At 70.4% G+C, this 25204-nt stretch carries 15 protein-coding genes, 1 tRNA gene and 2 pseudogenes; 16 read left to right on the forward strand and 2 right to left on the reverse strand.

Going from position 1 to position 25204, the window contains the following annotated elements:
• Positions 1–591: 591 nt before the first annotated feature.
• Positions 592–1734 (forward strand): annotated as a pseudogene (locus HUX53_RS43180) (recombinase family protein); the annotation flags it as partial.
• Between the two features lie 547 nt (positions 1735–2281).
• Here HUX53_RS43180 and HUX53_RS30500 read toward each other — a convergent pair.
• A tRNA-Leu gene (locus tag HUX53_RS30500) sits at positions 2282–2367 on the reverse strand.
• 84 nt (positions 2368–2451) lie between these two features.
• On the opposite strand from HUX53_RS30500, the gene HUX53_RS30505 reads away from it, so the two are divergent.
• The 3 genes from HUX53_RS30505 (at position 2452) to HUX53_RS30515 (ending at position 6838) form a co-directional block, all read left to right on the forward strand.
• A complete protein-coding gene (locus HUX53_RS30505) occupies positions 2452–3795 on the forward strand; it encodes a M20/M25/M40 family metallo-hydrolase (protein WP_176406675.1) in 1344 nt (447 codons plus the stop codon).
• A gap of 79 nt (positions 3796–3874) precedes the next feature.
• Positions 3875–4552 (forward strand): hypothetical protein, encoded by a 678-nt coding sequence (locus HUX53_RS30510; RefSeq protein WP_176406676.1) that lies wholly within the window; start codon positions 3875–3877, stop codon positions 4550–4552.
• A 180-nt stretch (positions 4553–4732) separates the two neighbouring features.
• Positions 4733–6838, forward strand: a complete 2106-nt coding sequence (locus tag HUX53_RS30515) for a chaplin family protein (RefSeq protein ID WP_176406677.1) — start codon at positions 4733–4735, stop codon at positions 6836–6838.
• Between the two features lie 102 nt (positions 6839–6940).
• On the opposite strand, the gene HUX53_RS30520 is transcribed toward HUX53_RS30515, so the two are convergent.
• The gene (locus HUX53_RS30520; protein ID WP_176406678.1) at positions 6941–7126 is read right to left on the reverse strand and encodes a DUF5703 family protein; all 186 of its coding nucleotides are present in this window, start codon (positions 7124–7126) and stop codon (positions 6941–6943) included.
• A 241-nt stretch (positions 7127–7367) separates the two neighbouring features.
• Between HUX53_RS30520 and topA the strand changes: the two genes are divergently transcribed.
• From topA to HUX53_RS30580, 12 genes and pseudogenes are all read left to right on the forward strand, one after another.
• Entirely contained in the window at positions 7368–10049 is a 2682-nt protein-coding gene (gene topA, locus HUX53_RS30525; protein ID WP_309237507.1) for a type I DNA topoisomerase, read from the forward strand.
• 199 nt (positions 10050–10248) lie between these two features.
• Positions 10249–12156, forward strand: a complete 1908-nt coding sequence (gene tmk, locus HUX53_RS30530; protein WP_255205797.1) for a dTMP kinase — start codon at positions 10249–10251, stop codon at positions 12154–12156.
• 303 nt (positions 12157–12459) lie between these two features.
• Positions 12460–13599 (forward strand): DNA polymerase III subunit delta', encoded by a 1140-nt coding sequence (locus HUX53_RS30535; RefSeq protein WP_176406680.1) that lies wholly within the window; start codon positions 12460–12462, stop codon positions 13597–13599.
• Positions 13600–13787: 188 nt separating this feature from the next.
• The gene (locus HUX53_RS30540) at positions 13788–15425 is read left to right on the forward strand and encodes a S8 family serine peptidase (RefSeq protein ID WP_309237508.1); all 1638 of its coding nucleotides are present in this window, start codon (positions 13788–13790) and stop codon (positions 15423–15425) included.
• Between the two features lie 100 nt (positions 15426–15525).
• A complete protein-coding gene (locus HUX53_RS30545; RefSeq protein ID WP_176406682.1) occupies positions 15526–16047 on the forward strand; it encodes a permease-like cell division protein FtsX in 522 nt (173 codons plus the stop codon).
• A gap of 484 nt (positions 16048–16531) precedes the next feature.
• Positions 16532–16702, forward strand: a pseudogene (locus HUX53_RS30550) (sigma factor-like helix-turn-helix DNA-binding protein); the annotation flags it as partial.
• Positions 16699–17271, forward strand: a complete 573-nt coding sequence (locus tag HUX53_RS30555) for a permease-like cell division protein FtsX (RefSeq protein ID WP_176406684.1) — start codon at positions 16699–16701, stop codon at positions 17269–17271. The pseudogene HUX53_RS30550 and the gene HUX53_RS30555, both read left to right, overlap by 4 nt.
• A gap of 19 nt (positions 17272–17290) precedes the next feature.
• Complete coding sequence (locus HUX53_RS30560; RefSeq protein ID WP_176406685.1) at positions 17291–17770, forward strand: low molecular weight protein-tyrosine-phosphatase; 480 nt, start codon at positions 17291–17293, stop codon at positions 17768–17770.
• On the forward strand, positions 17771–18613 hold the full coding sequence (locus HUX53_RS30565; RefSeq protein ID WP_176406686.1) for a fructosamine kinase family protein: 843 nt from the start codon (positions 17771–17773) through the stop codon (positions 18611–18613). It begins immediately after the preceding gene.
• Between the two features lie 88 nt (positions 18614–18701).
• Complete coding sequence (locus tag HUX53_RS42725; RefSeq protein WP_176406687.1) at positions 18702–23183, forward strand: molybdopterin cofactor-binding domain-containing protein; 4482 nt, start codon at positions 18702–18704, stop codon at positions 23181–23183.
• A gap of 138 nt (positions 23184–23321) precedes the next feature.
• On the forward strand, positions 23322–24317 hold the full coding sequence (locus tag HUX53_RS30575) for a hypothetical protein (protein ID WP_309237509.1): 996 nt from the start codon (positions 23322–23324) through the stop codon (positions 24315–24317).
• A 64-nt stretch (positions 24318–24381) separates the two neighbouring features.
• The gene (locus tag HUX53_RS30580) at positions 24382–25203 is read left to right on the forward strand and encodes a regulatory iron-sulfur-containing complex subunit RicT (RefSeq protein WP_176406699.1); all 822 of its coding nucleotides are present in this window, start codon (positions 24382–24384) and stop codon (positions 25201–25203) included.
• The last annotated feature ends 1 nt before the right edge of the window (position 25204 follow it).

The following is a 25204-nucleotide window of genomic DNA, read 5'->3' on the forward strand; positions in this document are numbered from 1 at the left end:
TTCTGTCGGACTATGAGTTCTATGTCCGTAAAGGAGGAGGTTGGAAGGCCTGTGGTTCTTTCGTGTGAAGTCCGCGAACCTTGATCAATTCTTGACGGGTCGAGGCGGCCAAAAACAGGGGTCTCGGCGGTGCTTTATAGGTGAGAGGGGGAACGGGCGCCTGCCGATCCAGGCGGCCCGGCGCATGACCACGAACCAGCCCGATTCCACGACCAGTCACCCGCGCACGCCTTCACGTACAGGTGATCGCTCGCCGGCAACACGAAGGAGATCGCCTCGTCACTCGTCCCGTCGCGTCCATCGCCGTCCGCCAAGTTCGGACTTGAACTCGGCCGCCGAGTCGAGCGTTGATGACCCCCGGCCCGCCACCGGGGCGGACCGTCCGTCATCCGGCACCCAGCCGGACAACGGGGAAGCGGCAAGCGCGGAGCCTGGCCGGTTGCGACTCGTCGCACCGGCCGAGCCGCCACGCCTCACGCCCTACGCGGCTCGCGCGCTTCTGAGTCTCATGCTCGAAGTCAGTGCTCGCCGCACCGCCGATCACAGCGACGAGGAGACCGGCCGATGATCCAGCAACGTTCCGGGGCGCCGATGCCCCTGCGGTTCGCCTTCTACGGGCGGGTGTCCACCGAGGACAAGCAGGACCCGACCGCATCCAAGGCATGGCAGCTCCGGCGCGCGGAGACGTTGATCGAGAGCAACGGCGGGCGCATCGTCGTCGAGTACTTCGACGTCGATCGCTCTCGCTCGATCCCCTGGGTACGCCGTCCGGAGGCCAGTCGGCTGCTGGATGCGCTGAAGAACCCGAACCGGGGCTTTGACGCGGTCGTCATCGGGGAGCCACACCGCGCCTTCTACGGAGGGCAGTACGGTCTGACCTTCCCCTTGTTCGACCACTACGGCGTCCCGTTGTGGGTTCCGGAGATCGGCGGGGCTATCGACCCCGCCAACGAAGCCCACGACATGATCATGTCCATGTTCGGAGGCCTGTCCAAGGGGGAGCGCAACCGCGTCCGGACTCGAGTCCGCAGCAGCATGGCCGCCATCGCCGCCACCGAAGGCCGCTACCTCGGCGGCCGTCCTCCTTACGGCTACAGACTCGTGGACGGTGGGCCGCACCCACACCCAGGGAAGGCGGCCGACGGTAAGCGCCTGTTCAAGCTGGACATCGACCCCGATGCGGCACCGGTCGTCCAGCGCATCTACTGCGAGTACCTCGGCCTCGATGGCTCACCCGAGAAGGGACTGTTCGCCATCGCCGAAGGATTGACGCGCGACGGCATCCCCTGCCCGTCGGCTCACGACCGGGCGCGCAACCAGCACCGGGAGGGACTGGCCTGGGCCAAGAGCGCGGTGAAGACCATCCTGACGAACCCGCGCTACACGGGCCATCAAGTCTGGAACCGGCAGCGCAAAGACGAGGTTCTCATCGACGTCAACGACGTCTCCCTCGGCCACATCACCAAACTCCGCTGGAACGACCGCGACCAGTGGGTCTACTCCGCCAAGGTCGTCCACCCGGTCATCATCGACAAGAACATCTTCGACCGCATCGAAGGCAAGCTCGCCGCCCGCCGCTGCCAGACCGGCGGCACCAAGGCCCGCGCTCGTACCAAGCGCGCCTACTCGCTCCGCGGCGTCATGTACTGCGGGCTGTGCGACCGCAAGATGCAGGCCCACACCTACAAGGAGTACGTCTACTTCCGGTGCCGCTACCCCGAGGAGTACGCGCTGGCCAACAGGGTCAAGCACCCGCGCAACGTCTTCGTCCGCGAACACCAGGTCACCGCGCTCGTCGACCCCTGGCTCGCCAAGGTCCTGGCACCGCACCGCATCAGGCAGACGATCGCCGATATCCAAGGCGCTCAGGAGCCGCCGACCAACACCGCCGCAATACGAGCCAAGGCCCAGATCGCCGACTGCGAGACCAAACTCGCGCGCCACCGCGCCGCGCTTGAGGCCGGAGCCAACCCGGTGACGATCACCCAGTGGATGGCCGAGACCGAGGCCCAGCTCGTCGCCGCACAGGCCGAACTCCGCACGGCCGGTGCCCAGAGACACCAAATCTTGACTGCTCAGCAGATCGACGCACTGATCGCCGCACTGGGTGATCTCGTCCGAATGCTCAAGGACGCGAGTCCGGAGGCCCGCCAGGCCGTCTACCAGGCACTCGGCGTCAGGCTCGTCTACCACCCGGACAAACAAGAAATCCGGGTCGAGGCTAACCTCGACCCGGATCGCGTCGTAACGTCCAACGCCCCGAATTTGGGGAAACGGTACGTGTCCGAGGGGGGACTTGAACCCCCATGCCCCGTAAAGGGCACTAGCACCTCAAGCTAGCGCGTCTGCCTATTCCGCCACCCGGACCTGGTCGCAGGCCGCAGCGCGGCTGCGGCGGGCTTCACTGTACCAAAGGAGACGAGTCGCGGCGAAGTCGATCGCCGGGGCACCATGGGACGGGACGCGAGACGTGAGGTGATCACTGTGGTTCGGCAGCCGACCGCTGAGGACGAGGTCGTCCGGCTCTGCCAGGAGCTCATCCGGATCGACACCAGCAACCCCGGCGACCATTCGGGGCCGGGGGAGCGGGCGGCGGCGGAGTACGTCGCGGAGAAGCTCGACGAGGTCGGGCTGGAGTCGCGGATCTTCGAGTCGCATCCGGGACGGGCCAGTCTCGTGGCGCGGATCGAGGGCGAGGATCCGGGACGGGACGCGCTGCTGCTGCACGGCCATCTCGATGTCGTGCCGGCGCGCAAGGAGGACTGGACGCGGGACCCGTTCGGCGGCGAGATCGCGGACGGGTGCGTCTGGGGACGCGGCGCCGTGGACATGAAGGACATGGACGCGATGATCCTCGCGGTGGTGCGGCAGCGGCTGCGGGAGGGGCGCAAGCCGCCGAGAGATGTCGTGCTCGCGTTCCTGGCCGATGAGGAGGCCGGGGGCAAGTGGGGTGCGCAGTGGCTGGTGCAGGAGCATCCGGAGCTGTTCGAGGGGTGCACCGAGGCCGTGGGGGAGGTCGGCGGGTTCAGCCTGACGGTGCCCGGGGACCGGCGCATGTACCTGATCGAGACGGCGGAGAAGGGCATCGCGTGGATGAACCTGACCGCCAAGGGGACGGCCGGGCACGGGTCGATGGTGCATCCGGACAATGCGGTCACCGCGCTGGCGGGGGCCGTTGAGAGGCTGGGGTCGCACGAGTTTCCGGTGCGGCTGACGAAGTCGGTGCGGGCCTTCCTGGAGCGGGCGTGCATGGCGTACGGGGTGGAATTTGATCCGGAACATCCGGAAAAGTGCCTTGCGGAGATCGGGCCGCTGGCGCGGATGATCGGGGCGACGCTCCGCAACACGCTCAATCCGACGCGGCTGGACGCCGGGTACAAGACGAATGTGATTCCGCAGAGCGCCACGGCTCAGGTGGATGGACGGTTTTTGCCCGGATATGAGGAGGAGTTCTTCGCGGTTGTGGACGAACTTCTCGGCCCGGATGTCCAGCGCGATTTCGTCCACCACGACCACGCGGTGGAGACGGACTACGAGGGGGCTCTCGTCGCGGCGATGGAGGCGGCGCTGACCTCGGAGGACCCGGGCGCGCTGCCGGTGCCGTACTGCCTGAGCGGCGGGACGGACGCCAAGTCGTTCGCCCGGCTGGGAATGCGCTGCTTCGGCTTCGCGCCGCTCAAATTGCCCCCAGAGTTGGACTTTTCCGGAATGTTCCACGGGGTGGACGAGCGTGTTCCGGTGGACGGGCTGCGTTTCGGCGCCAGGGTCCTCGACAAATTCCTCGATCGCTCCTGAATTTGCGCTCCCCAATGCGCTCCGTGGTGGTACCGTTACCTTTCGTTGAGGACGCTCTGGTCGCAACGGAGGTTGTTCGGTGGCATGTGACGCGGTGCGGGTCGGGACGGTCTCCGTCCTGCGCCGCGTTGCCGCCGAGCGGGCCGTCCAGCGGCTGCTCGTCCTCGCCGGGCTGCTGATCGCGGGCTGGCTCCTCGGCTGCGCGGCGCAGTCGGCACATGCCGATGAGCTGCCTTCTCCCGCACAGGCCGTCGCGCAGACGCCCGTGCTGGGCGAGGCGGTCGCGACCATCCACCAGCGACAGCCGGTGCACCGTGTTGTGCAGGCAGTGGCGGCCAAAGCGCCGCGCGCGGTGGAGAAGGTGCCTCAGAACGTGGCGCCGCCGCCGTCTCGGGAGAAGTCGGCCGGCCCGGAGGAAACGGCGCCGACACCTGAGTCTCCGCGGGCCCGCCACTCCAGCCCCCCGCGCGTTTCCAAGGCCTTTCCGGCACGGTTTTCCAAAGTTTCCGGGACGCGGTCGGCCACCGTCCGGCATGAGACGCGCGACGTTGTCCGGCATCCCTCGCCGCCCGCACCTCAGCGGCATGGCGACCATTCGGACGGCGGCGGCCTCGCCGCCAACGGCGTGACGGCAGGCTTCCCGACCACCGCCACCTGGGCTCCGGCCCCGCCGCACGCGTCGCTCGCGCGCGTCCTCGGCGCGGTTCCTCCGCTCGTCCGCACCGCCGCGGACGAGCCGTCGTTCGCGCCGGACTAGCTCCCGATCACAGGCTCCGGACGCGTGCCCGTGCGGCTCGGGCGCGCCGGTCCGGTCACTCGCCGTGCCCCCCGGCGCGGCATGTCATCCCCCATGAGACCCACGGGACACGTGCGTCTCCACCACCTCCCCGAACGGAGCATCATGCGAACGCGGGCAAAAGGCACATCTCGTGCCGCGGTGCTCGCCGCGGGCTTTGTCGCTCTCGGTGTCACCGCCATCCCGTCCAACGCCTTCGCCGACGTCACGAACGGCGACGCCGGCGTCCTGAGCGGCAACCAGATCGACGCGCCGATCTCCGCGCCGGTCGACGTGAGCGGCAACGGCGCGGCCCTGCTCGGCACCGGCCACGCCACGTCCCACGGCGGCGTCAAGATCCACAAGCGCGGCGGGAGCGGGCAGGAAACGTCCGGCGCGCACGGCATCGCGTCCGGAAACCAGGTCAACGCCCCCATCTCCCTGCCGGTGCACGTCTGCGGCAACGCGGTCGGCGTCCTCGGGCAGGCGGACGCCGGCTGCGAAGGCGGCGCCAAGGTCAACGACGCCGGCAAGGGCGGCCAGCTGACCGACGGGACGGGCGGCGTCATCGCCGGCAACCAGGTCAACGCGCCGATCTCCGCCCCGGTCAACGTGTGCGGCAACGCCGTCGCGCTCGCCGGTGACGCGGTGGCCGGCTGCGAGGGCGGCTCCCTCGTCAAGAACGGCGGGATCACCGGTTCCGGGCAGGAAACGTCCGGCATCTTCGGCGTCGGCTCCGGAAACCAGGGCAACGTCCCGATCAGCGTCCCCGTGGACCTCTGCGGCAACGCGGTCAACGGCACGGCGTCCTGCGAGGGCGGCGCGTCCGTCCGCAACGGCGGCCACCGCACCGGAGGGCAGCTCACCGACGGCGCCTTCGGGATCATCGCCGGTAACCAGGCGAATGCCCCGATCAGCGCCCCGGTGACCGCCTGCGGCGACGCCGCGGCTCTCGCCGGCCAGGCGTGGTCGTTCTGCGAGGGCGGCGCCCACGCGCGCAGCAGCTCCGGCGGCGACCAGCACACGTCCGGGATCGGCGGGATCATCGCCGGCAACCAGGGGAACGCGCCGATCTCCATCCCCGTCGAGGTCTGCGGCGACGCCGCGGCCGTCGTGGGCGTGTCGGCGGCGAGCTGCAACGGCCAGACGCTCGTCGAGGGCTCCCACGGCTCCGGCGCGCAGACGTCCGGCGACCACGGCGCAGGCAGCGGCAACCAGGCGAACGCCCCGGTCCAAACCCCCGCCGACGCCTGCGGCAACGCCGCCGCCGTCATCGGCATCGCCTCCGCCCTGTGCGAGGACGGCCCCGGCTACGGCGGCTACCACCCCTACTCCCGCACCACCTCCCCCACGTCCGTCCCACGGACACCCGACGTTCCCACCACGAACGGCGTCCTCGCGGGAACCCCAGCCCTGCTGGGGAACGGCCTCCCCGGCACCACCGCCGCACCGCTCCCCAGGACCGTGCCGGCGTCGAATGCCCGGCACGCTCAGGGCGTGCCCACCGCGGACGGCGTGCTCGCGGACAACGCGCTGCCCGAGGTGGGCGGTCTGCCGCAGGCGGGTGGCGTGCCCGAGATGCCGGTGGCCAATGGTCGCCGCGGGCAGGGCGATCTCCCCGTCTCGAGCGTCCCGGGCGATGTCCTGGACGGGGTCCAGACGGTGGGTGTGCTGCCCGCGCTGGACGGTCGGCGTGTGCGGGGCGGTGTTCCGGCTGCGGACGGCGTGCTCGGGAACAACGCGCTGCCGCAGGCGGGGCCCGAGGTGGCGGGTTTGCCGGTGGCGAATGGTCGCCGCGCCCAGGGTGTACTGCCCGGCATGGGCAGCCTGCCGATGGTCAACGTCCTCTCGACGAACGGCGCGCTGCCCAAGGTGGGCGGCCCGGTGGTGTTGGGGGACCTGGCCAAGGCGCGTGGTGTGAGGGAGCGGAAGGCCGCGTTCGGGCTGGTGCGGCGCGGTGACGACGGGGCGCCGGTGGCGGTTTCGGTGCTCGACACGCGGGCGCTGCCGGACGGGTCCGTGGTGCGCAAGGCGATCGGTCGGCAGGCGGTCGACTCGCTGCGCGGTGTGGCGGTGCCCGCCACGCCGGTCGCGGGTCACGAGGTCGTCCCGGTGACGGGCGAGATCGGGCCCGTGCGGAACGTCGCGGCCGAGGAGGTCGTGTCGGACGGCGGGTCGCTGTGGGCGCTGGCCGCGAGCGGGGTGCTCGGGGTCGTGGCCGGGGCGCTGGCGCTGGCGCGGCGGGTCCGGATGGGCGGGCGCCGCTAGCGGCCGCACAAGACCTTCGCCCGTCCCGGGAGGCGCGGTCCGGGGCGGGCGAAGCCGGGCGACGGTGGGTCAGCGGGGGGCTACGCTCCGGCCCGGGAACGGTCAGAACGTGCGGACGGCGCGGATGACCTTGCGGCGAAGCTGAATACGGCGGCGGCCGTCCGGGTAGAGGCGCAACCGATCGATTTCCCAGCCGCCTCGCTCCGCGTGCTCGGTCATGATCTGCCGGGCGGTATCACGCGTGGTGCCGCGGGGCAGTGACAGGACGAGGTAGGTGTACTCCGCCATCGTGACCATTATTACTTGGTCTACCGTGCGTCCGGCACCGTACCGTGGCGTCCCGGTCCGCGGGGCGTGCGGCGGCATGTCATCCTGTCTGGGGCGCGGGGCGGTGAGAATCCCGTCCCCTGCGGGGGCGGGACGATGGTCGAGGGGTGCGCGGGCATGAACGCGCCGTCCTGCGACGTTGTACGAAGCCGGTAAGAAAGAGCCTGTGTAAGAGGATCGAGACAGCGAGGTTGGAGCGACTGTGCCAGCCAAGAACGGCACCGCGAACGGCAATGGCGCGGGTACGCGCCTGGTGATCGTCGAATCGCCCGCGAAGGCGAAGACGATCGCGGGGTACCTGGGCCGTGGCTACATCGTGGAGTCCAGTATCGGCCATATCCGGGATCTCCCGGGGAGCGCCTCGGAGGTGCCGGCCAAGTACAAGGGCGAGCCGTGGGCGAAGCTCGGCGTGAACGTGGAGCGCGAGTTCGAGCCGCTCTACGTGGTGAACACCGACAAGCGGCAGCAGGTCCAGAAGCTGAAGAAGCTGCTCGCCGAGGCGGACGAGCTGTATCTCGCGACGGACGAGGACCGGGAGGGCGAGGCGATCGCCTGGCACCTCCGGGAGGTGCTGAAGCCGAAGGTCCCCGTGCACCGGATGGTGTTCAACGAGATCACCAAGGACGCGATCCAGCGCGCCGCCGCGAATCCGCGCGAGCTGAACATGCCGCTGGTGAACGCGCAGGAGACGCGCCGCGTCCTGGACCGCCTCTACGGGTACGAGGTCAGCCCCGTCCTGTGGAAGAAGGTCATGCCGAAGCTGTCGGCGGGCCGGGTGCAGTCGGTGGCGACGCGCCTGGTGGTCGAGCGGGAGCGGGAGCGGATCGCGTTCGTCCCCGCCCACTACTGGGACATCGCGGGACAGTTCGACACCGGTAAGAACGAGGAGCCGAAGGTCTTCAAGGCCGGGCTCGTCAGCGTGGACGGCAAGCGCGTCGCGCAGGGCCGCGACTTCGCGTCCGACGGCACCCTGAAGACCCGGGACGCGCTGCACCTGGACGAGCCCGCGGCCCGCGCGCTGGCCGAGCGGCTGAGGGACCGGCCATACGAGGTCAAGTCCGTTGAGCAGAAGCCGTACACGCGGCGCCCGTACCCTCCCTTTCGGACGACGACCCTCCAGCAGGAGGCCAGCCGCAAGCTGAACTTCTCCGCGAAGTACACGATGTCGGTCGCGCAGAAGCTGTACGAGAACGGCTTCATCACCTACATGCGAACCGACTCGATCACGCTGTCGGAGACGGCGATCACGGCGGCGCGCAGGCAGGCGGCGGCGCTGTTCGGCGGCCAGTACGTCCCGGACAAGCCGCGCGTCTACGCGTCCAAGGTCAAGAACGCGCAGGAGGCGCACGAGGCGATCCGCCCGGCGGGCGACACCTTCCGGACGCCGGCCGAGACCGGGCTGAGCGGTGACCAGTTCCGGCTGTACGAGCTGATCTGGAAGCGGACGATCGCGTCCCAGATGAAGGACGCCGCCGGCCAGTCGGTGTCGATCCGCGTGACCGGCCTGTCGACGCAGAACGAGCGGGCCGAGTTCGGTGCGACCGGTAAGACGATCACGTTCTACGGCTTCCTCAAGGCGTACGTGGAGAGCGCGGACGACCCGTCCACCGACCGCGACGACCAGGAGCGGCGCCTGCCGAACCTGGCCGAGGGCGATCCGCTGACCGCGAACTCGGTGGACGCCGAGGGCCACTCCACCCGCCCGCCGGCCCGCTACACCGAGGCCAGCCTGGTCAAGGAGCTGGAGGAGCGGGAGATCGGGCGGCCGTCGACGTACGCCTCGATCATCGGGACGATCCTGGCGCGCGAGTACGTGTTCAAGAAGGGCACGGCGCTGGTCCCGTCGTTCCTGGCGTTCGCCGTGACCAACCTGCTGGAGCAGCACTTCGGCAACCTGGTCGACTACGACTTCACCGCGCACATGGAGGACGGTCTCGACGAGATCGCGCGCGGCGACGCCGAGCGCGTCCCGTGGCTGAACCGGTTCTACTACGGCGACACCGGGGAGGAGGGCCTGCGGGAGCTGGTCGGCGACATCAGCGACATCGACGCCAAGGGGATCAGCTCGTTCCCGATCAAGGGCACCGACATCCTGGTCCGCGTCGGGCGCTACGGCTCCTACCTCGACCGGGACGGCGACAAGGTCAACATCCCCGACGACATCGCGCCGGACGAGCTGACCGGCGAGAAGGCGGAGGAGCTGTTCGCGCAGCCGTCCGGCGACCGGGAGCTCGGCACCGACCCGGCGACCGGGCACACGATCGTCGCGAAGTCGGGGCGGTTCGGCCCGTACGTCACCGAGATCCTGCCGGAGGCGGCCCCGCCCGCCGAGGGGAAGAAGCGGACGAAGAAGGCGGACGCCCCCAAGCCGCGCACCGGGTCGCTGTTCAAGTCGATGTCGCTCGACACGATCACGCTGGACGACGCGCTGAAGCTGCTGTCGCTGCCGCGCACCCTCGGCGAGCTGGACGGCGAGCCGGTGACCGCGCAGAACGGCCGGTTCGGCCCGTACATCAAGCGGGGCACCGACAGCCGCTCGCTCGGCTCCGAGGACGAGCTGTTCACCGTCACGCTGGAGCAGGCGAAGGAGCTGTTCGCGCAGCCCAAGCAGCGCGGCCGCCGGGCCGCGGCCGCCGCGCCGCTGCGCGAGCTGGGCAAGGACCCGGCGAGCGAGAAGCCCGTGGTGGTGAAGGAGGGGCGGTTCGGCCCGTACGTCACCGACGGCGAGACGAACGCGAGCCTCCGCAAGGGCGACGAGGTCGAGTCGATCACGATCCAGCGGGCCGCGGAGCTGCTCGCGGAGCGTCGCGAGAAGGTGGCCGCGGGTGGCGGGAAGAAGAAGACGACGACCCGCCGCCGAACCTCCGCGAAGTCCGGCTCCTAGGGACATCCACGCCGATACCCTGACCGACATGACCAGAACGGGCGCACCTCGGCCGCACCCCGCAGCGTCACAGCCGCCGGGCGTTTCGTCACCTTCGTCGCATTCACGGAGCGGGCCGTTCCGGCGGCTCCGGACCGCGCTGTCGTTCGCGGGCCTCGCGCAGTGGCTCAGTGTCCCCGCACTGACCGCGATGGTCGCGATGCTGACACGCGAAGACGACGTGTCCGCGCGCGCGCAGGCGGTCGGCGGCACGCTGGTGCTGATGCTGTTGCCGGTGGTGCTGCTCGCGCCGCTCGCCGGCCTGCTCGCCGCCCGCGTCGACCGCCGCCTCATGCTGATGGTCGCGGACGTGCTGCGGCTGGTGATCGTCGTGACGGTGCCGCTCGTCGGCGTGCTCGCCTGGACGCTCGCCGCCGCGTTCCTCGTCTCCTGCCTGAGCCTGCTCTGGGTGGCGGCGGCGCGCGCGTCCCTGGCCGCGCTGCTCCCGGAGGAGGAGTCGCCGCGCGCCGCCCGCACCGCGACCCGCGTGATCTACGGCCCGGCCCCGGTCGCCGCCGTGCTGTTCGCGATCCTCGCCCTCATCGCGGACGGGACGCTCGGCCGCGACTCCCGCGCCGACCTCGCCCTCTACGTGACGGCCGGGGTCTTCCTGGTCTCGACCGCCGCGATCGCCATCAGCCGGGAGATCCCGGCCGTGGGGATGCCGGCGGCCCCCGCCCCGCTGAAGCTGCTCTTCCAGGGCCCGGGGACGGCCGCCGCGCGCGGTGTCGGCCTCGCGATCGCCGGGGCGTCCCTCACGGCGGGCGCGGTCATCTCCGTCGCCCGCGTCCACACCGGCGACCTGGGCGGCGGCGACGCGGGCTACGGGACGGTCCTCGCCGGGCTGGCGTTCGGGCTCGGCTTCGGGGTGTTCCTCGGGCCTCGCGCCCTCGTCCCGTTCAGCCGCCGCCGGCTCCTCGGCCTCGCCGTGATCGCCGCCGCGCTCGCGCTGGTCGTGCTCGCCCTCGTCCAGAACCTGGTCGTCGTCGTGTTCATGACGGCGTTCCTCGGCGTGTTCGCCGGGGCCGCCTGGTCGACGGCCAAGGCCGCCGTGACCGACCCCGACGCGCAGGACGACGCCCGCCCGGCCGCCTACCTGCGCGCCGTCGCGCTCGTCGCCGCGCTGGTCGCGTTCATCGCCGTCCCGCTGATCGCCGGGGCGCTCGGCTCGAACCGGCTCGACCTCGGCGACAGCGTCTACGACTTCACCGGCTCCAGCGCGGGCCTGCTCATCGCGGCCGTCGTCACGCTGATCGCCGGGCTGCTGGCCTACCGGCGGCTGGACGACCGGCGCGGCATCCCGCTCGTCCCCGACCTACGGGCCGCGCTGCACGGCGAGATCTACACGCCGCCGGAGCAGGTCGCCGCCGCGCCCCAGCAGCCCGTCCACCGGGAACGCGGCGTGTTCATCGCGTTCGAGGGCGGCGAGGGCGCGGGCAAGACCACGCAGGCGCGGCTCGCCGCGATCTGGCTCCGCGACCACGGCTACGACGTCGTCACCACGCACGAGCCCGGCGCCACCAAGATCGGCATGCGGCTGCGGGCGATGCTGCTCGACCGCGACACGACGGGGCTGTCCGACCGCGCCGAGACCCTGCTGTACGCGGCCGACCGCGCCGACCACATCGCCAACGTGATCAGGCCCGCGATGGAGCGCGGCGCGATCGTCGTCACCGACCGGTACGTCGACTCGTCCCTCGCCTACCAGGGCTTCGGCCGGGAGCAGGCGGTCGAGGACATCGCCCGCGTCAACGCCTGGGCCACCGGCGGCCTCGTCCCGGACCTGACCGTCCTGCTGGAGATCCCGCCGGAGGCCGGACTGCGCCGGCTGCCCGCCCCCGCCGACCGCATCGAGTCCGAGCCGCAGGACTTCCACGAACGCGTCCGCGCCGGCTTCCGCGCCCTCGCCGAGGCAGACCCGGACCGCTACCTGATCCTGGACGCCAGCCGTCCGCAGACCGAACTGAGCCGCGAGATCCAGTACCGCATCCACGAGATCCTCCCCGACCCCGTCCCAGCCGGCACGGAGGACGCCACCAGCACCTTCCCCGCCATCCGCGACTTCTGACCGTCCGCGACGGCAAGCCGTATGCCCGGCCGCGCCAGCCGTGCAGCGAACGCAAGGCCGCACGGGATGTCCTGATCGTCCCGGACGTACAGCGAATGCGATGCCGCACGGATGCCCCCGGCTGTGTCGACCGTGCAGTGGGCGGGGCGCCGTGTGGACGCCCCGGCCGTGCCGGAGGTGTTGCGGATGGGATGCGGCGCGGATGTCCCGGCGGTTCCTCCGGCAGGCGGGTGGTCAGCTGGTAGAGCGTGCGGTGGCCGGAGTGCGTCTCGCGGTGTGCGCGGATCCGGTTAGCCTTTCGGCATGAGCGTGTGGGACGACCTGGTCGGGCAGGAGCCCGTTGTCGAGCAGCTGTCGTCCGCTGCGGAGGGGACGAGCGGTCTGGCGCACGCGTGGCTGTTCACCGGGCCTCCCGGGGCCGGACGGTCCGCTGCGGCGCGGGCGTTCGCGGCGGCGCTGCAGTGCACGGAGACGCCGCGCGGGTGCGGGCACTGCCCGTCCTGCCACCAGATCTTCCAGGGAACGCATGCCGACCTGGCGCTCATCCGGCCCGCGGGCCTGTCGTTCAGCGCGGCCGACGCCCGGCGGCTGGTCCTGCGCGCGTCGGCGAGGCCGAGCGGCGGACGCTGGCAGATCACGTTGTTCGAGGACGCCCATCGAGCGACGGAGCCGGCGGCGAACGTGCTGCTGAAGGCGATCGAGGAACCGCCGCCAAGGACGCTCTGGCTGCTGTGCACGCCGTCGCCGGAGGATCTGCTGGTGACGATCAAGTCGCGCTGCCGGGTGGTGACCCTCCGCACGCCGCCGGTCGCGGCGGTCGCGGACGTTCTCGTCCAGCGGGACGGTGTCGACCGTGAGATGGCCGAGATAGCCGCCCGGATGGCGCAGGGGCACGTCGGGCAGGCGCGGCGGCTCGCGACGGAGCCCGAGGCGCGCAACAGGCGTGCCTCGGTCATGGCGGTGCCTCGCCGGCTGACGTCCGTGGGCCCGGCCGTCGCGGCGGCGGAGGCCATCGTGAAGGCTGCGGACGCCGAGGCGAAGACGCAGACCGAGAAGCTGGACGAGGAGGAGACGTCGGCTCTGCGCAAGGCGCTGGGCGAGAGTGAGAAGGGCCGTATGCCGCGCGGGACGGCGGGCGCCATCAAGGACCTGGCGGATCGCCAGAAGTCACGTGCGACCCGTGTGAAGCGGGACGCGCTCGACCGGACGCTGCTCGACCTCGCGTCCTACTACCGGGACGTGCTGACGCTCCAGTTGGGGGCGGGCAGCGAGTTGGTGAACGTCGACCTGGGCCCGGAGTTGCGGACGGCGGCGCAGAACGGGCGGCCCGAGGACACCCTCAAGCGGCTCGACGCGATCATGGCGTGCCGGGAGCGGCTGGAGGCGAACGTCAATCCGCTGCTGGCCGTCGAGGCGCTCACGCTGGCGCTTCGCACCGGTTGATGGGGCGCTTACAAGAGATCTACCTTTTTGTTACTTTAACGTTCGCAACTCTCAACAGCCGCACGCGTACCTTCGCCTGGTTTACCCCCGATCCCGGGCTAGCTAGCTCCCCCACGGCCAGGAGGTCAGCTTTGCGGCGAGCCTTGATTTCCGCCGCGTGTGCCGTCGCCACCATGGCGGCACTCGCGGTGCCAGCGTCAGCGGAACCGAAACCGGACAAGGGTGAGGTTTCGGAGTACGTCGTCCTCTACAAGGAGCGCGTGCCTCTCGGCTGGGCGCACCACGCGGTCCGCGCGGCCGGCGGCAAGATCGTCCACGAGAACCGCGATGTGGGCGTGGCGACCGTCCGTTCGGACAACCCCGAGTTCATCCACGCGGTGATGAAGGAGCGGGCGCTGGAGGGCGTCGCGCACAACCGCGTCATCGGCGAGGCGCCGAAGACGAAGAAGAAGGCCGCGGCGAAGGTCGAGCGGATGACCGGCACCAAGAGCACGGTGTCGCTCAAGGGCGCCCCGTCCAAGAACGAGGAGCCGCTCGCCGACCTGCAGTGGGACATGAAGCAGATCCACGCGACGGCGGACGGCTCGTACAAGAAGGAGCCGGGCGACAAGCGCGTGCTGGTCGGCATCCTCGACACCGGCGTGGACGGCAGCCACCCGGACATCAAGCCGAACTTCAACCGCAAGCTCAGCCGCAACTTCACCCACGACATCCCGACGGACGCCAACGGCAACGAGGTCGACGGCCCCTGCGAGTTCAAGTCGTGCGTCGACCCCGTCGACTGGGACGACAACGACCACGGCACGCACGTCGCGTCCACGATCGCCTCGCCCCGCAACGGGCTCGGCATGGCGGGCGTCGCGCCGAACGTGTCGATCGTGAACCTGCGCGTCGGCCAGGACTCCGGCTACTTCTTCCTGCAGCCGACCGTGGACGGCCTCACCTACGCGGCCAAGCACGGCATCGACGTGGTCAACATGTCTTACTACGTGGACCCGTGGCTGTGGAACTGCGGCAACAACCCGGCCGACAGCCCCGAGGACCAGCTCGAACAGCGGACGATCATCAAGGCGACGCAGCGCGCCCTCGACTTCGCGCACCGGCGCGGCGTCACGCTGATCTCCGCGGCCGGCAACGACTTCGTCGACTACACGAAGACGAACGAGGACACCAGCAGCCCCGACTTCCCGTCCATGCCGGGTGAGGCCCCGCACGACCGGACGATCCCGGCGAGCTGCGTGTCGATGCCGTCCGAGGGCGAGCACGTCATCCCGATCTCGGCGACCGGGCCGTCCACCCGCAAGTCGTACTACAGCAGCTTCGGCAACGGGTACGTCGCGGTGGCGGCGCCCGGCGGCGACAAGGTCGACACGGCCGACCAGCGTCCGGACGACAAGGCCGGCATCTGGGCCGCCTACCCCGAGCGGCTCGCGAAGGCGCGCGGGGAGCTGAACGCGGACGGCACGCCGAACGTGCCGTACATCATCCGCAGCTGCAAGGGCGACGACTGCGCCTACTACCAGTCGATCCAGGGCACCTCGATGGCGTCGCCGCACGCGGTGGGCGTCGCCGCGCTCATCATCAGCAAGTACGGGCACCGGGACCGCCGGCACGGCGGCATCACCCTCAGCCCGAACTTCGTGGAGCGCGTGCTGCGCGGCACGGCGACCGAGAAGGAATGCCCGAGCCCGCGGACCATGGAGTACGTCTGGTACACCTCGACGGGCAAGCACACCTCGACGCAGACCTGTGAGGGCTCGAAGGAGCAGAACGGCTTCTTCGGGAACGGCATCGTGGACGCGCTGAACGCCGTCAGCCACCGCTGATCCGCTCCGCTCGACCCACCCCAGGACGCGACCCCCGGCATCAAGCCGGGGGTCGTGTTCTGTTGTCGCGTAGATGATCGACGAGGCAGGAGGAAGAACGGTGAGCGAGCCCGAGGGACCCCGTCCGGATAACGCTCCGGCATCGAGGCAACGGCGGCGCGCACGTCCGGTCGTGGTCATCGCCGCCGCGGCGGCGGTCCTGCTGATGGTGGGGACGGTTGCCGGCGGCTTCGTCATGATGTGGGACGAGGCCGCCAAGCCCGCTGCGTCCACCGGCAAGGAACGCGACGTGTCGGTGTTCTTCTGCGTCCGCTCGTCGAGCATGCCCAAGTGCCGCGCCTCGGACGCGGCGGCCGGGGAGAAGGACGAGGTCAGGCGCCGCCTGGAGGAAATGGCCGGGGTGCGCCGCATCAGGTATGAATCGAAGGAACAGGCCTACGAGCGCTTCAAGAAGCTCTTCGCGGACCGCAAGGACATGCTCGAAGGAGCGCATCCAGGCGACATCCCCGACTCGCTGCGCGTGCGGGTCGCGGACATCGGAACCGCCCAGGCCCTGAAGACGGAACTGGAGAGCGCACCCGGCGTGGACACCATCATGATTCACCCCCTCGGCCGCGTCTGATCAGCGCGTCCGGCCTCGGCACGCCGATCGGCGTGCCGAGGCCGTGTTTCTGTTCCCGGGAGTTTCGCCCCCGAAGCAACCAATACCCCTGGGACATGGATGGTCAACTTATCGGCCGTTAACGGGCGAACTCAGTACTGTAGCTCGATCGTCTCCACCGACCTGCGCTCTTCAATCGCGGCTGGCCGCCGCGCAGAAGTCGCATCCACCACCTGCGTGGTGCGGGACCGTTGACTGAGCCCCACGCTGGACTGAGCCCAGCGGCATCCGTTCGATCGACGCTCTCTAAACCGTGTCCCCGGCAAACCGGTTCGTGCCTTCCGAGCTCACGGACGGACACCGAGAGGTTACTGGACCGCATCGCGGTGTCGCAGGGAAAGACGCGATTCCGCTGGAGATGAACCGTGCCCGCCGCCACAGCGGTCTATCCCGGTGGGTGTGCCCGCGCGACACCTTGACAATGGTCACTCATTGTTCAGGCCAGGCGCTGCACCGGCTCCCGGCCCGGCAGCGGGAGGCGCTGGTGCTGCGCTTCTTCTGCGACCTCTCCGTCGAGGAGATCGCCGACGCCATGGGGATCGGCATCGGAACCGTCAAGTCGACCACGTCCCGGGCGCTCGCCGCGCTGGGCCGGATGCTGGGGAGTGAGCAGTGAACACGACCGAAGAGCGTCTCAGGGACGCGCTGCAGACCGTGGGCGACACCATCCGCCCCGAGACCATGCCGGAACCGGGGTTCGCCGGACGGCGCCGGAGGGTTCCGCGTCCCGCGATGGCGATGGCCGCCGTCGCGGCGTCCGCCGCCGTGGTCGTGGGGGGAGCGGTGGTGGGCGGCGCGTTCCGGTCCGACGGCGCGACCGGCCCGCTGGCCCAGCCGTCGTCCGGCGCTTCGGTGCCGACGATCTCGGTGTTCCTGTGCGTGGAGACGTCCGCGAACGAGGTCTGCGACCACAAGGACGCGACCGATGCGCAGAAGCGGGCGATCAAGCAGCACCTGGAGGGGCTCAGGTCGGTCCGCCAGGTCGAGTTCGAGAACAAGCAGCAGGCGTATGAGCGCTTCAAGAGCCGCTTCGAGGACGACGACCAGTTCCGCCGGTCGGTCGAGGCCGGCGACATTCCGGAGTCCTTCAGGGGCAGCCTGGCTCCCGGCGCGGACACGGGGCCGGTGACGAAGGCGATGACGGGGACGCCCGGGGTGGACAAGGTCATCGTTGAAGGACGCTGACCTCGGGCATGATGGGGTCATGTCGTACCGCGTCACGTTCGTCTGCACCGGCAACATCTGCCGCTCTCCGATGGCCGAATGGGTCCTGCGCCACCACGTCGAAGAAGAGGGCCTGGACGTCGAGGTCGACAGCTCGGGCACCGGCGGCTGGCATGTGGGCGACGAGGCGGACGAGCGGACGATCGCGACGCTGCAACGGGCCGGTTACCGGTCGGGGCATATCGCGCGGCAGTTCGATGACTCCTGGTTCGACCGGTACGACCTGATCCTGGCGCTGGACGAGGGGCACCTGCGGGCGCTGCGCTCGATGGCGCCGGACGAGGCGGCGCGCGGCAAGATCAGGCTGCTGCGCGAGTTCGACCCGGACGCGGGCGGCGACCTCGACGTCCCCGACCCGTACTACGGCGGGCGCGCCGACTTCGACCTCGTCCTTGAGCAGGTGGAGGCGGCGGTGCCCGGCCTCCTGGAGGAGATCCGCGCCGCGCTCAAGGAGCGCTGAGTGCGCGACCGGCTGGAGCGGCTGCTCGGGACCGGGGTCGCCAACGTGAGCGACCTCGGTTCCAGCCACTCCTGGACGCTGCACCGGGCGTCCCTGGCCGATGGCCGCGAGGTGTTCGTGAAGGCGGCCGCCGACCAGGCGGGAGTGTTCGCCGCCGAGGCAGCGGGCCTGCGCTGGCTGGGCGAGGCGGGGCCTGGGACGCCCGTCCCGGACGTGGTCGCCGCTGACGATCACATGCTCGTCCTGCCGTGGCTGCCGTCCTCCTCCCCGACGCGGGAGGCCGCCGAGCGCTTCGGACGCGAGCTGGCCGCCCTGCACACCGGCAACCGCCCGGACGCCTACGGCGCGCCCTGGGACGGCTTCATCGCCGACCTCCCGCTCGACAACACGCCGGACGACCGCGACTGGCCGCGCTGGTACGCCGAGCGCCGCCTCGAACCGTTCCTCCGCCTCGGCGCGCGACACCTGTCGTCCGACGACGTCGGTCTCGTCGAGCGCGTCATGGCGGACATCGAGGACCTGGCCGGGCCACCCGAGCCGCCGTCCCGCATCCACGGTGATCTGTGGTCGGGCAACGTCCAGTGGACGGACGGCCGTGCCCTCCTCATCGATCCGGCCGCACACGGCGGGCACCGCGAGACCGACCTGGCGATGATGGCCCTCTTCGGGACCCCGCACTTGGAAACCGTACTGGCCGCCTACGACAATGCGGCGCCCCTGGCGGACGGCTGGCGCTCCCGCGTCCCGCTGCACCAGTTGCACCCGCTGCTCGTCCACGTGGCCCTGTTCGGCGGCTCCTACCGGGCGTCCCTCATCGACGCCGCACGCGCCGCTCTCGGCTGAGTAAGAAAACACTCTCTGTAACTATCCGGCGGCAAAGAGTTACGCTTCGTGTTGAGGACATCTCAACCGAAGGCACAGGGGGCGGTTCGTGACCGGCAGCGTGACGTTCTATCTCAACGGCGAGCGCGTGGTCCTGGACGACCCGTCCCCCGACCTGCTGCTGATCGACTACCTGCGCTCGCCGGACGTCGCGCTGACCGGCGCCAAGAAGGGCTGCGGCCAGGGAGGCTGCGGCGCCTGCACGGTCATCCTGTCGCGCTGGGACGAGAAGGCGGAGGCAGCCGAGCATCGCGCGATCAACTCGTGCCTGCGTCCGGTCTGCGCCCTCGACGGCCTGGCGGTCACGACGATCGAGGGCACCGGCGGGGCGGGCCGGAAGGCGCCGCCGCACCTGGCGCACCAGCCGTCCTTCTCCCGCGGGGTCACCCCGGGGCTCACCGAACCGGCCGCCGTCGCCGCGGCCGCGGAGGCCGCCGCGGCGGCGCACGAGGAGTCCACGGCGCAGGTGGCGGCGTACGAGGCCGGGAACGCGCCGGCCGCGGACCCCGATACCGAGGCCGAGCGGATCAACCCGGTCGCGTACCGGCTCGCGGCGAACAACGGAACCCAGTGCGGCTACTGCACCCCCGGCTTCGTCATGAACATGACCGCGCTCCTTCAGGACGAGCCGAACCCCACCAAGGCCCGCGTCGAGGAGGTGTTCGACGGGAATCTGTGCCGCTGTACCGGCTACCGGGCGATCCTCACCGGCATGAAGACGTTCGCGTCCGACTGGACCGACGAGGACGAGGCCGCCCGCATGCCGTGCATCGTCGACGGGCGGGTGGAGGCCCCGGCCGGCAAGGCGGTGGTCCCGTTCCCGGACGCGGCCCGCACCGTGACCCCGTCCGACGTCACGACGACCGGCGGCGACAAAGCCTGGATCACCCCCGCCACGCTCGCCGAACTCCAGTCGATCATGACGGGCGGGCAGGGCCGGAAACTGCGGCTCGTCCACGGGAACACCTCGTTCGGTGTGTACCCGGACGAGGTCAAAGCGGCCGAACTGCTCGTCGACATCCGCCACATCCCCGGCCTGAACGACGTCAAGGTCACCCAGGACGGGGTGGACGTCGGCGCCGGCCGCTCCTACCGCGACCTCATCGGCATCCTCAGGGAGCAGCGCGACCGCCGCCACGCCGGCGAGACGACCCGGCTCGGCGCGCTGGAGTTCATGGCGCGCCGCACCGCCGGGACGATCGTCCGGAACGCGGCGTCCCTCGGCGGCAACACGATGCTGGTGCTCGACCACATCCGGACGGGCGACCCGTTCCCGTCCGACCTCTTCACCGCGCTCACCGCGACGGGAGCGACCATCGAGGTGTGGCGCGCGTCCACCGGCAAGTCGGAGTGGATGACCCCGGCAGACCTGACGAAATGGGTCAAGGAAGACCCGAAACGCTCACGCGACCTGGTCATCCTGGCGTACCGCCTGCCCTTCGGCGCAGACGACGAGATCGTGCTCGCACAGAAGGTCGCCTTCAGGGAGGTCAACGCGCACTCGCTCGTGAACGCCACCACGAGCCTGACCCTGGGCGCCGATCTGAAGGTCGGCAAGGCCGCGCTCGTCTTCGGCGGGATCGCGCCCTACCCGTGGCGTCCCAAGAAGACGGAGGACGCCATGACCGGCCGTCCGCTGTCCCTCGAAGCCTTCCAGGCGCTCGCCGGCACCCTCCGGAAGGAGACGCGCGCCGAGCTCACCTCCTGGCACGACCGCATGAAGGGCGTCCCGTACGAGGGCATCACGGACGAGTACCGGATCGAACTCGCGGAGTCCTTCCTCTACAAGGCGATCGTGCAGGCCCTGGAGCAGCGCTCGCCGGGCAAGGTGCCGGCGAAGGACCGCAGCGCCGCCGAGATCACCTGGGGGCACCGCGGCGTCAGCGACGGCCGCCAGCACTACAAGATCCAGGACTGGAAGAAGCCGGTCTCGCAGCCCTACATCAAGCTGATGGCGCTGTTCCAGGCGGCCGGGCAGGTCCACTACACGCACGAGATCCCGGTGCCGCCGACGACGCTCCAGGCGGCGTTCGTGCAGAGCCGCCGCGCGCTCGCCGACTTCACCCTCACCGTCCCCGGCGAGCCCGGCGGAACGGGCGTGGACGCGGTCAGCGAGCATCTGAGCGACCGGTTCGCCTCCTTCGAACGGCTCATCACCTGCAAGGACGTCCCGGCGAAGGGCATCAACCTGCAAGGCATGGGCGGCGACCAGCCGCTGTTCGCCGACGGCCGGGTCGAGTACGCGGGCCAGGCCATCGCGCTCGTCCTCGCCGACAATGAGCAGGCCGCCATCGAGATCGCCGAGTACGTGACCCGCAACTGCGTCACCTACAGCGAAGTGACGTGGCCGGCGGAGTGGAACAAGCCGCCCTGGAACAAGGCCGTGCTGTCGCTTCAGGACGCCGTGTCCATCGGCAGCGTGTTTCCCGACTGTCCGTCCGCCGCGCCGTACGTGTCGCACATCTGGAAGGTGACCCGTCCCGGCAGCGAGTTCACCTGGACCGCCAAAGACAAGCGGCCGTTCGACGCGAACATCGTCAAGCGGGACGGCGAGGTAGACGGCGCGCCCTGCGTCATCGTCGAGAGCGGCCAGCTCACCGGCGGCCAGGCCCACTTCTACATGGAGACGCACGCGTGCGTCGTCGAACCGGCCGACGGCGACCGCTGGACGGTCCGTCCGTCCTCGCAGAGCCCGATGGAGATGCACCAGACGTCCGCGATGGCGATCGGCGTCGAGCACAACCGCATCGAGGTGGACGTGCGGCAGCTCGGCGGCGGGTACGGCGGCAAGACCGAACCCGCCCGCTTCGTCACCGGGCCGGCGGTCGTCGCCGCGTACGCGACCGGCCGTCCGATCAGGCTTGTCCTGCCGCGCGACGAGGACACCGCCCTCATCGGCAAGCGGCACCCGTACTACGGCCAGTACCAGATCGCGATCGACACCGGCACGAAGCGGTCCGGCGACAAGGGCCTCATCCGCGGTTCCCAGACCCGCATGTGGGGCGACGGCGGGGCGTTCTACGATTGCTCGTTCATCGTGTCGAACTGCATCCAGCTCCGCGCCGACAACGCCTACCGGGTGCGCAACTTCGAGAACCAGATCGACGTGTGCCGCACCAACACCGCGCCGAACACGGCGTTCCGCGCGTTCGGCGACGTCCAGGGCAAGGTCATCGTGGAGAACGCGATCGACGACGCCGCGTACGCGGTCGGCATGACCGCCGAGGACGTGCGCGAGAAGAACATGTACGAGCGCGGAGACGTCACGCCGTTCGGCCAGGCACTCACCTACTGCTACATGCGCGAGGTCTGGGACTACCTGAAGGACGTCTCGAAGTACGCCGACAAGCGAAAAGTTGTGGAGGACTACAACAAGGCCAACACGTGGCGGAAGCGCGGCATCGCCATGGTGCCCGTCAAGTACGGCTCCGGATACAACTTCACGCAGCTCGAACAGGCCGTCGCGCACCTGGCGATCCACTCCGGGGACGGCAGCATCGTCGTCCACCAGGGCGGCGTCGACATGGGCCAGGGAATGATGACGAAGATCGAACAGATCGCGTCGTACGTCCTGAACGTGCCGTTCGACCTGATCCACATCGAGCGGCCACGGACGAGCGTGATCCCGAACCCGACGAGTTCGGGCGCGTCCACCGGCACCGCCTACAACGGCGAGGCCGTCAAGCAGGTCTGCGAGCAGATGCGGAGCCGCCTCGCCGACTTCGGGCAGCGGATGCTGAAGGACAACGGCGAGGACTGGTGCCGCAAGCAGGGCATCGACTACTGGAACCACGGCAAGGACGGCTGGGCCGCGAAGGTCAACGGACGGCTCATCTGGCAGAACCTCGTCCAGCTCGCCTACCAGCAGCGGGTCAGCCTCGTCGTCTCGTTCACCGCGCCGATCCACGGCGGCGAGGACCCGATCCCCGCGCTGACGTTCAAGAAGGGCGGCCAGCCCGGACTGCCCGGCATCAAGGTGGACCCGCACGCGGCCCCCGGCGGCGGCGTCGACTCCTTCACCGGCTTCACCTACTCCGCCGCCTGCTCGGTCGTGGAGATCGACGTCCTCACCGGCGAGACGGAGATCCTCAGCTCCGACCTGGTGTACGACATCGGCTGGAGCATCAACCCGGCGCTCGACGTCGGCCAGGTCGAGGGCGCCTTCGTGCAGGGCATCGGCTACGTGCTGACCGAGCGGCTCGTGCGGGAGCCGGCCGGGGACGAGGCCGGCCGCCTCAACACCGTCAACACCTGGCGGTACAAGCCGCCCGCCGTCACCACGATCCCGCTGGAGCTGAACACGTACCTGTTCCCGCGCGACCGGGCGGCGTCCGTGCCGGAGAACCCGCACGACCTGATGTCCGCCAAGGAGGTCGGGGAGCCGCCGCTCGTCCTCGCCACCAGCGTGTTCCTGGCGGTGAAGGCGGCCGTCCGCGCGTCCCGGCTGGAACGGAGGCTGGACGGCCTGTTCCGGCTGGACGCGCCCGCTACCGTCGAGGAGGTGCGCCGCGCCTGCGCCGTCGCACTGTGACTCCCGCTCCCGCCGCCCCGCACCGCCACGCTGTGACGCTTGCGACTAGGCGTCGATGTGGTAACTCCCGCTTCATGGGTTTTTGTAGGCATGTAGATGAGATAGAAACGACGCGGTAACCCAGGAGCGGAGAGGCAGGTGCGGGGCGGACCCATGGACGAGGGCAGGCGCGAGGACCGGGGGACACGGCTGGGCTCATGGAAGAGCCTGATCCCGCTCACCGTGGCCGCGGCCGCGGCGCTGTTCGTCGCCGGCAGCGTGGACGTGGTGCACCGCCACCAGCGCGCCGCGAAGGAGGAGCACGAGGCCAAGCCGGCCGCGAAGGCGGAGCAGACCGACCCGCGGTTCGTCGTCGGGATCACCGCCGAGGGCGCGGCGCTGGTCGTCCGCGACGTGCACACCGGCGCGGACGTGGGGCTGCCGGTCGCTCCGCCGCAGGGTCGCCGCTTCCACCGCGTCGCCGCCGCGAAGGACGGCTCGTACATCGTCGCGTCCTACGGCGACCGCAAGGTCACCTTCCAGCGCCTCCACCTGGGCGACGACGGACGCCCGCAGGACCTGAAGGACATCCCGAAGGCGACCGTCCCCGGCGTCTCCAACTCCTGGTCGGACATCGCCGTCTCCGGCGACCACCTCGCCTACGTCACCTACAAGGGCAAGCGCGGACGCCTGGACGTCCTGACCCTCAGCACCGGCGCCCACAAGACGTGGACGACCAAGGCCCCCGGCCGCGTCGACAGCCTCTCCTGGTCCGGCGCGAAGCTCTCCTTCGTCTGGAGCCCGGTCGGCTCCGCCAAGCACCAACTCCGCACCGTCGAGACCAACGGCGCCGCCGGTGACCTCAAGCTGAGCAAGGCCGTCATGACGCTGCCCAAGGGCAGCTCTAACGCCGTCCTAACGCACGACGGCAAGCAGGCGGTCGTCGGTACGGTCGCCAAGTCCCAGCTGACCCTCCAGACCTTCACCCTCACCGGCAAGCCCGGGAAGGTCCTGTGGCAGCAGAAGGTGACGGGCCCACTGACCGACCTGGACACGGCCCACACCGGCGGAACCGTCCTGGCAACGGCCGGCGACCTCTACACGAACGGCCTGCCGCCCGTCCCCGGAAAGGACCTCGCCGACGCCACCTGGTGACGCACGCGCCCGGACGACTAACGTGGGTCGCACGAAACCGGGCGAACGGAGCGAAACCGTGGGCATGGTGATGGCCGTCAGCTTCACCCGTTACGGCCGGCTCTACTACCTCGACCCGGGACCGCACACCCCGAAGGTCGGTGACAAGGTCCTCGTCCCGACCGACTCGGGCCCCGAGGTCGCCGAGTGCGTGTGGGCCCCGCAGTGGGTGTCGGACGACATCGACGGCCTCCCCGAATGCGCGGGCCCCGCCACCGACGAGCACCTCGCCCGAGACGAGGCCAACCGCCGCCGCCGCGCCGAGGGCCGCTCGATCGCCAAGCGCCTCATCCGCAAGCACGGCCTGCCCATGAAGGTCATCGGCGTCGACTTCCTCGACACCGACAACGTCTTCAAGATCTACTTCACCGCCCCGCACCGCGTCGACTTCCGCGCCCTCGTCCGCGACCTGGCCCGCGGCATCAAGGCCCGCGTCGAGCTCCGCCAGGTCGGCCCCCGCGACGAGGCCCGCCTCCAGGGCGGCATCGGCCCCTGCGGCCGCGACCTGTGCTGCGCCACCTTCCTCAAGGACTTCGAACCCGTCTCCGTCCGCATGGCGAAGGAGCAGGACCTCCCCGTCAACCCCCTCCGCATCGCCGGCGCCTGCGGCCGCCTGATGTGCTGCCTCAAGTACGAGCACCCGCTCTACATGGAGTTCAAGGAGAAGGCGCCGCGGCTGGGCTCGCGCGTCTCCACCCCCGAGGGCGAGGGCCAGGTGATCGGCTACAACGTTCCGGGCGACCGCGTGACGGTGAAGGTGGGTTCCCGCCGCTGCTCCTGTCCGTCCGCCTCGGTCTGCTCCCCGCGCCAGCAGCACGACGCGATGTACAACCCGGACGAGGAGTGAG

Origin of the sequence: Actinomadura sp. BRA 177, from assembly GCF_013372625.1 — a bacterium.
GTDB lineage: Bacteria > Actinomycetota > Actinomycetes > Streptosporangiales > Streptosporangiaceae > Spirillospora.

What these genes read in the sequence shown, in the direction of transcription:
- tmk (WP_255205797.1), top strand. Translation starts at nt 10,249, where the DNA reads ATGCTGACACGCGAAGACGACGTGTCCGCGCGCGCGCAGGCGGTCGGC.
- HUX53_RS30535 (WP_176406680.1), top strand. Translation starts at nt 12,460, where the DNA reads ATGAGCGTGTGGGACGACCTGGTCGGGCAGGAGCCCGTTGTCGAGCAG.
- HUX53_RS30580 (WP_176406699.1), top strand. Translation starts at nt 24,382, where the DNA reads ATGGTGATGGCCGTCAGCTTCACCCGTTACGGCCGGCTCTACTACCTC.
- HUX53_RS30520 (WP_176406678.1), bottom strand. Translation starts at nt 7,126, where the DNA reads ATGGCGGAGTACACCTACCTCGTCCTGTCACTGCCCCGCGGCACCACG.
- HUX53_RS30560 (WP_176406685.1), top strand. Translation starts at nt 17,291, where the DNA reads ATGTCGTACCGCGTCACGTTCGTCTGCACCGGCAACATCTGCCGCTCT.
- HUX53_RS30505 (WP_176406675.1), top strand. Translation starts at nt 2,452, where the DNA reads ATGGGACGGGACGCGAGACGTGAGGTGATCACTGTGGTTCGGCAGCCG.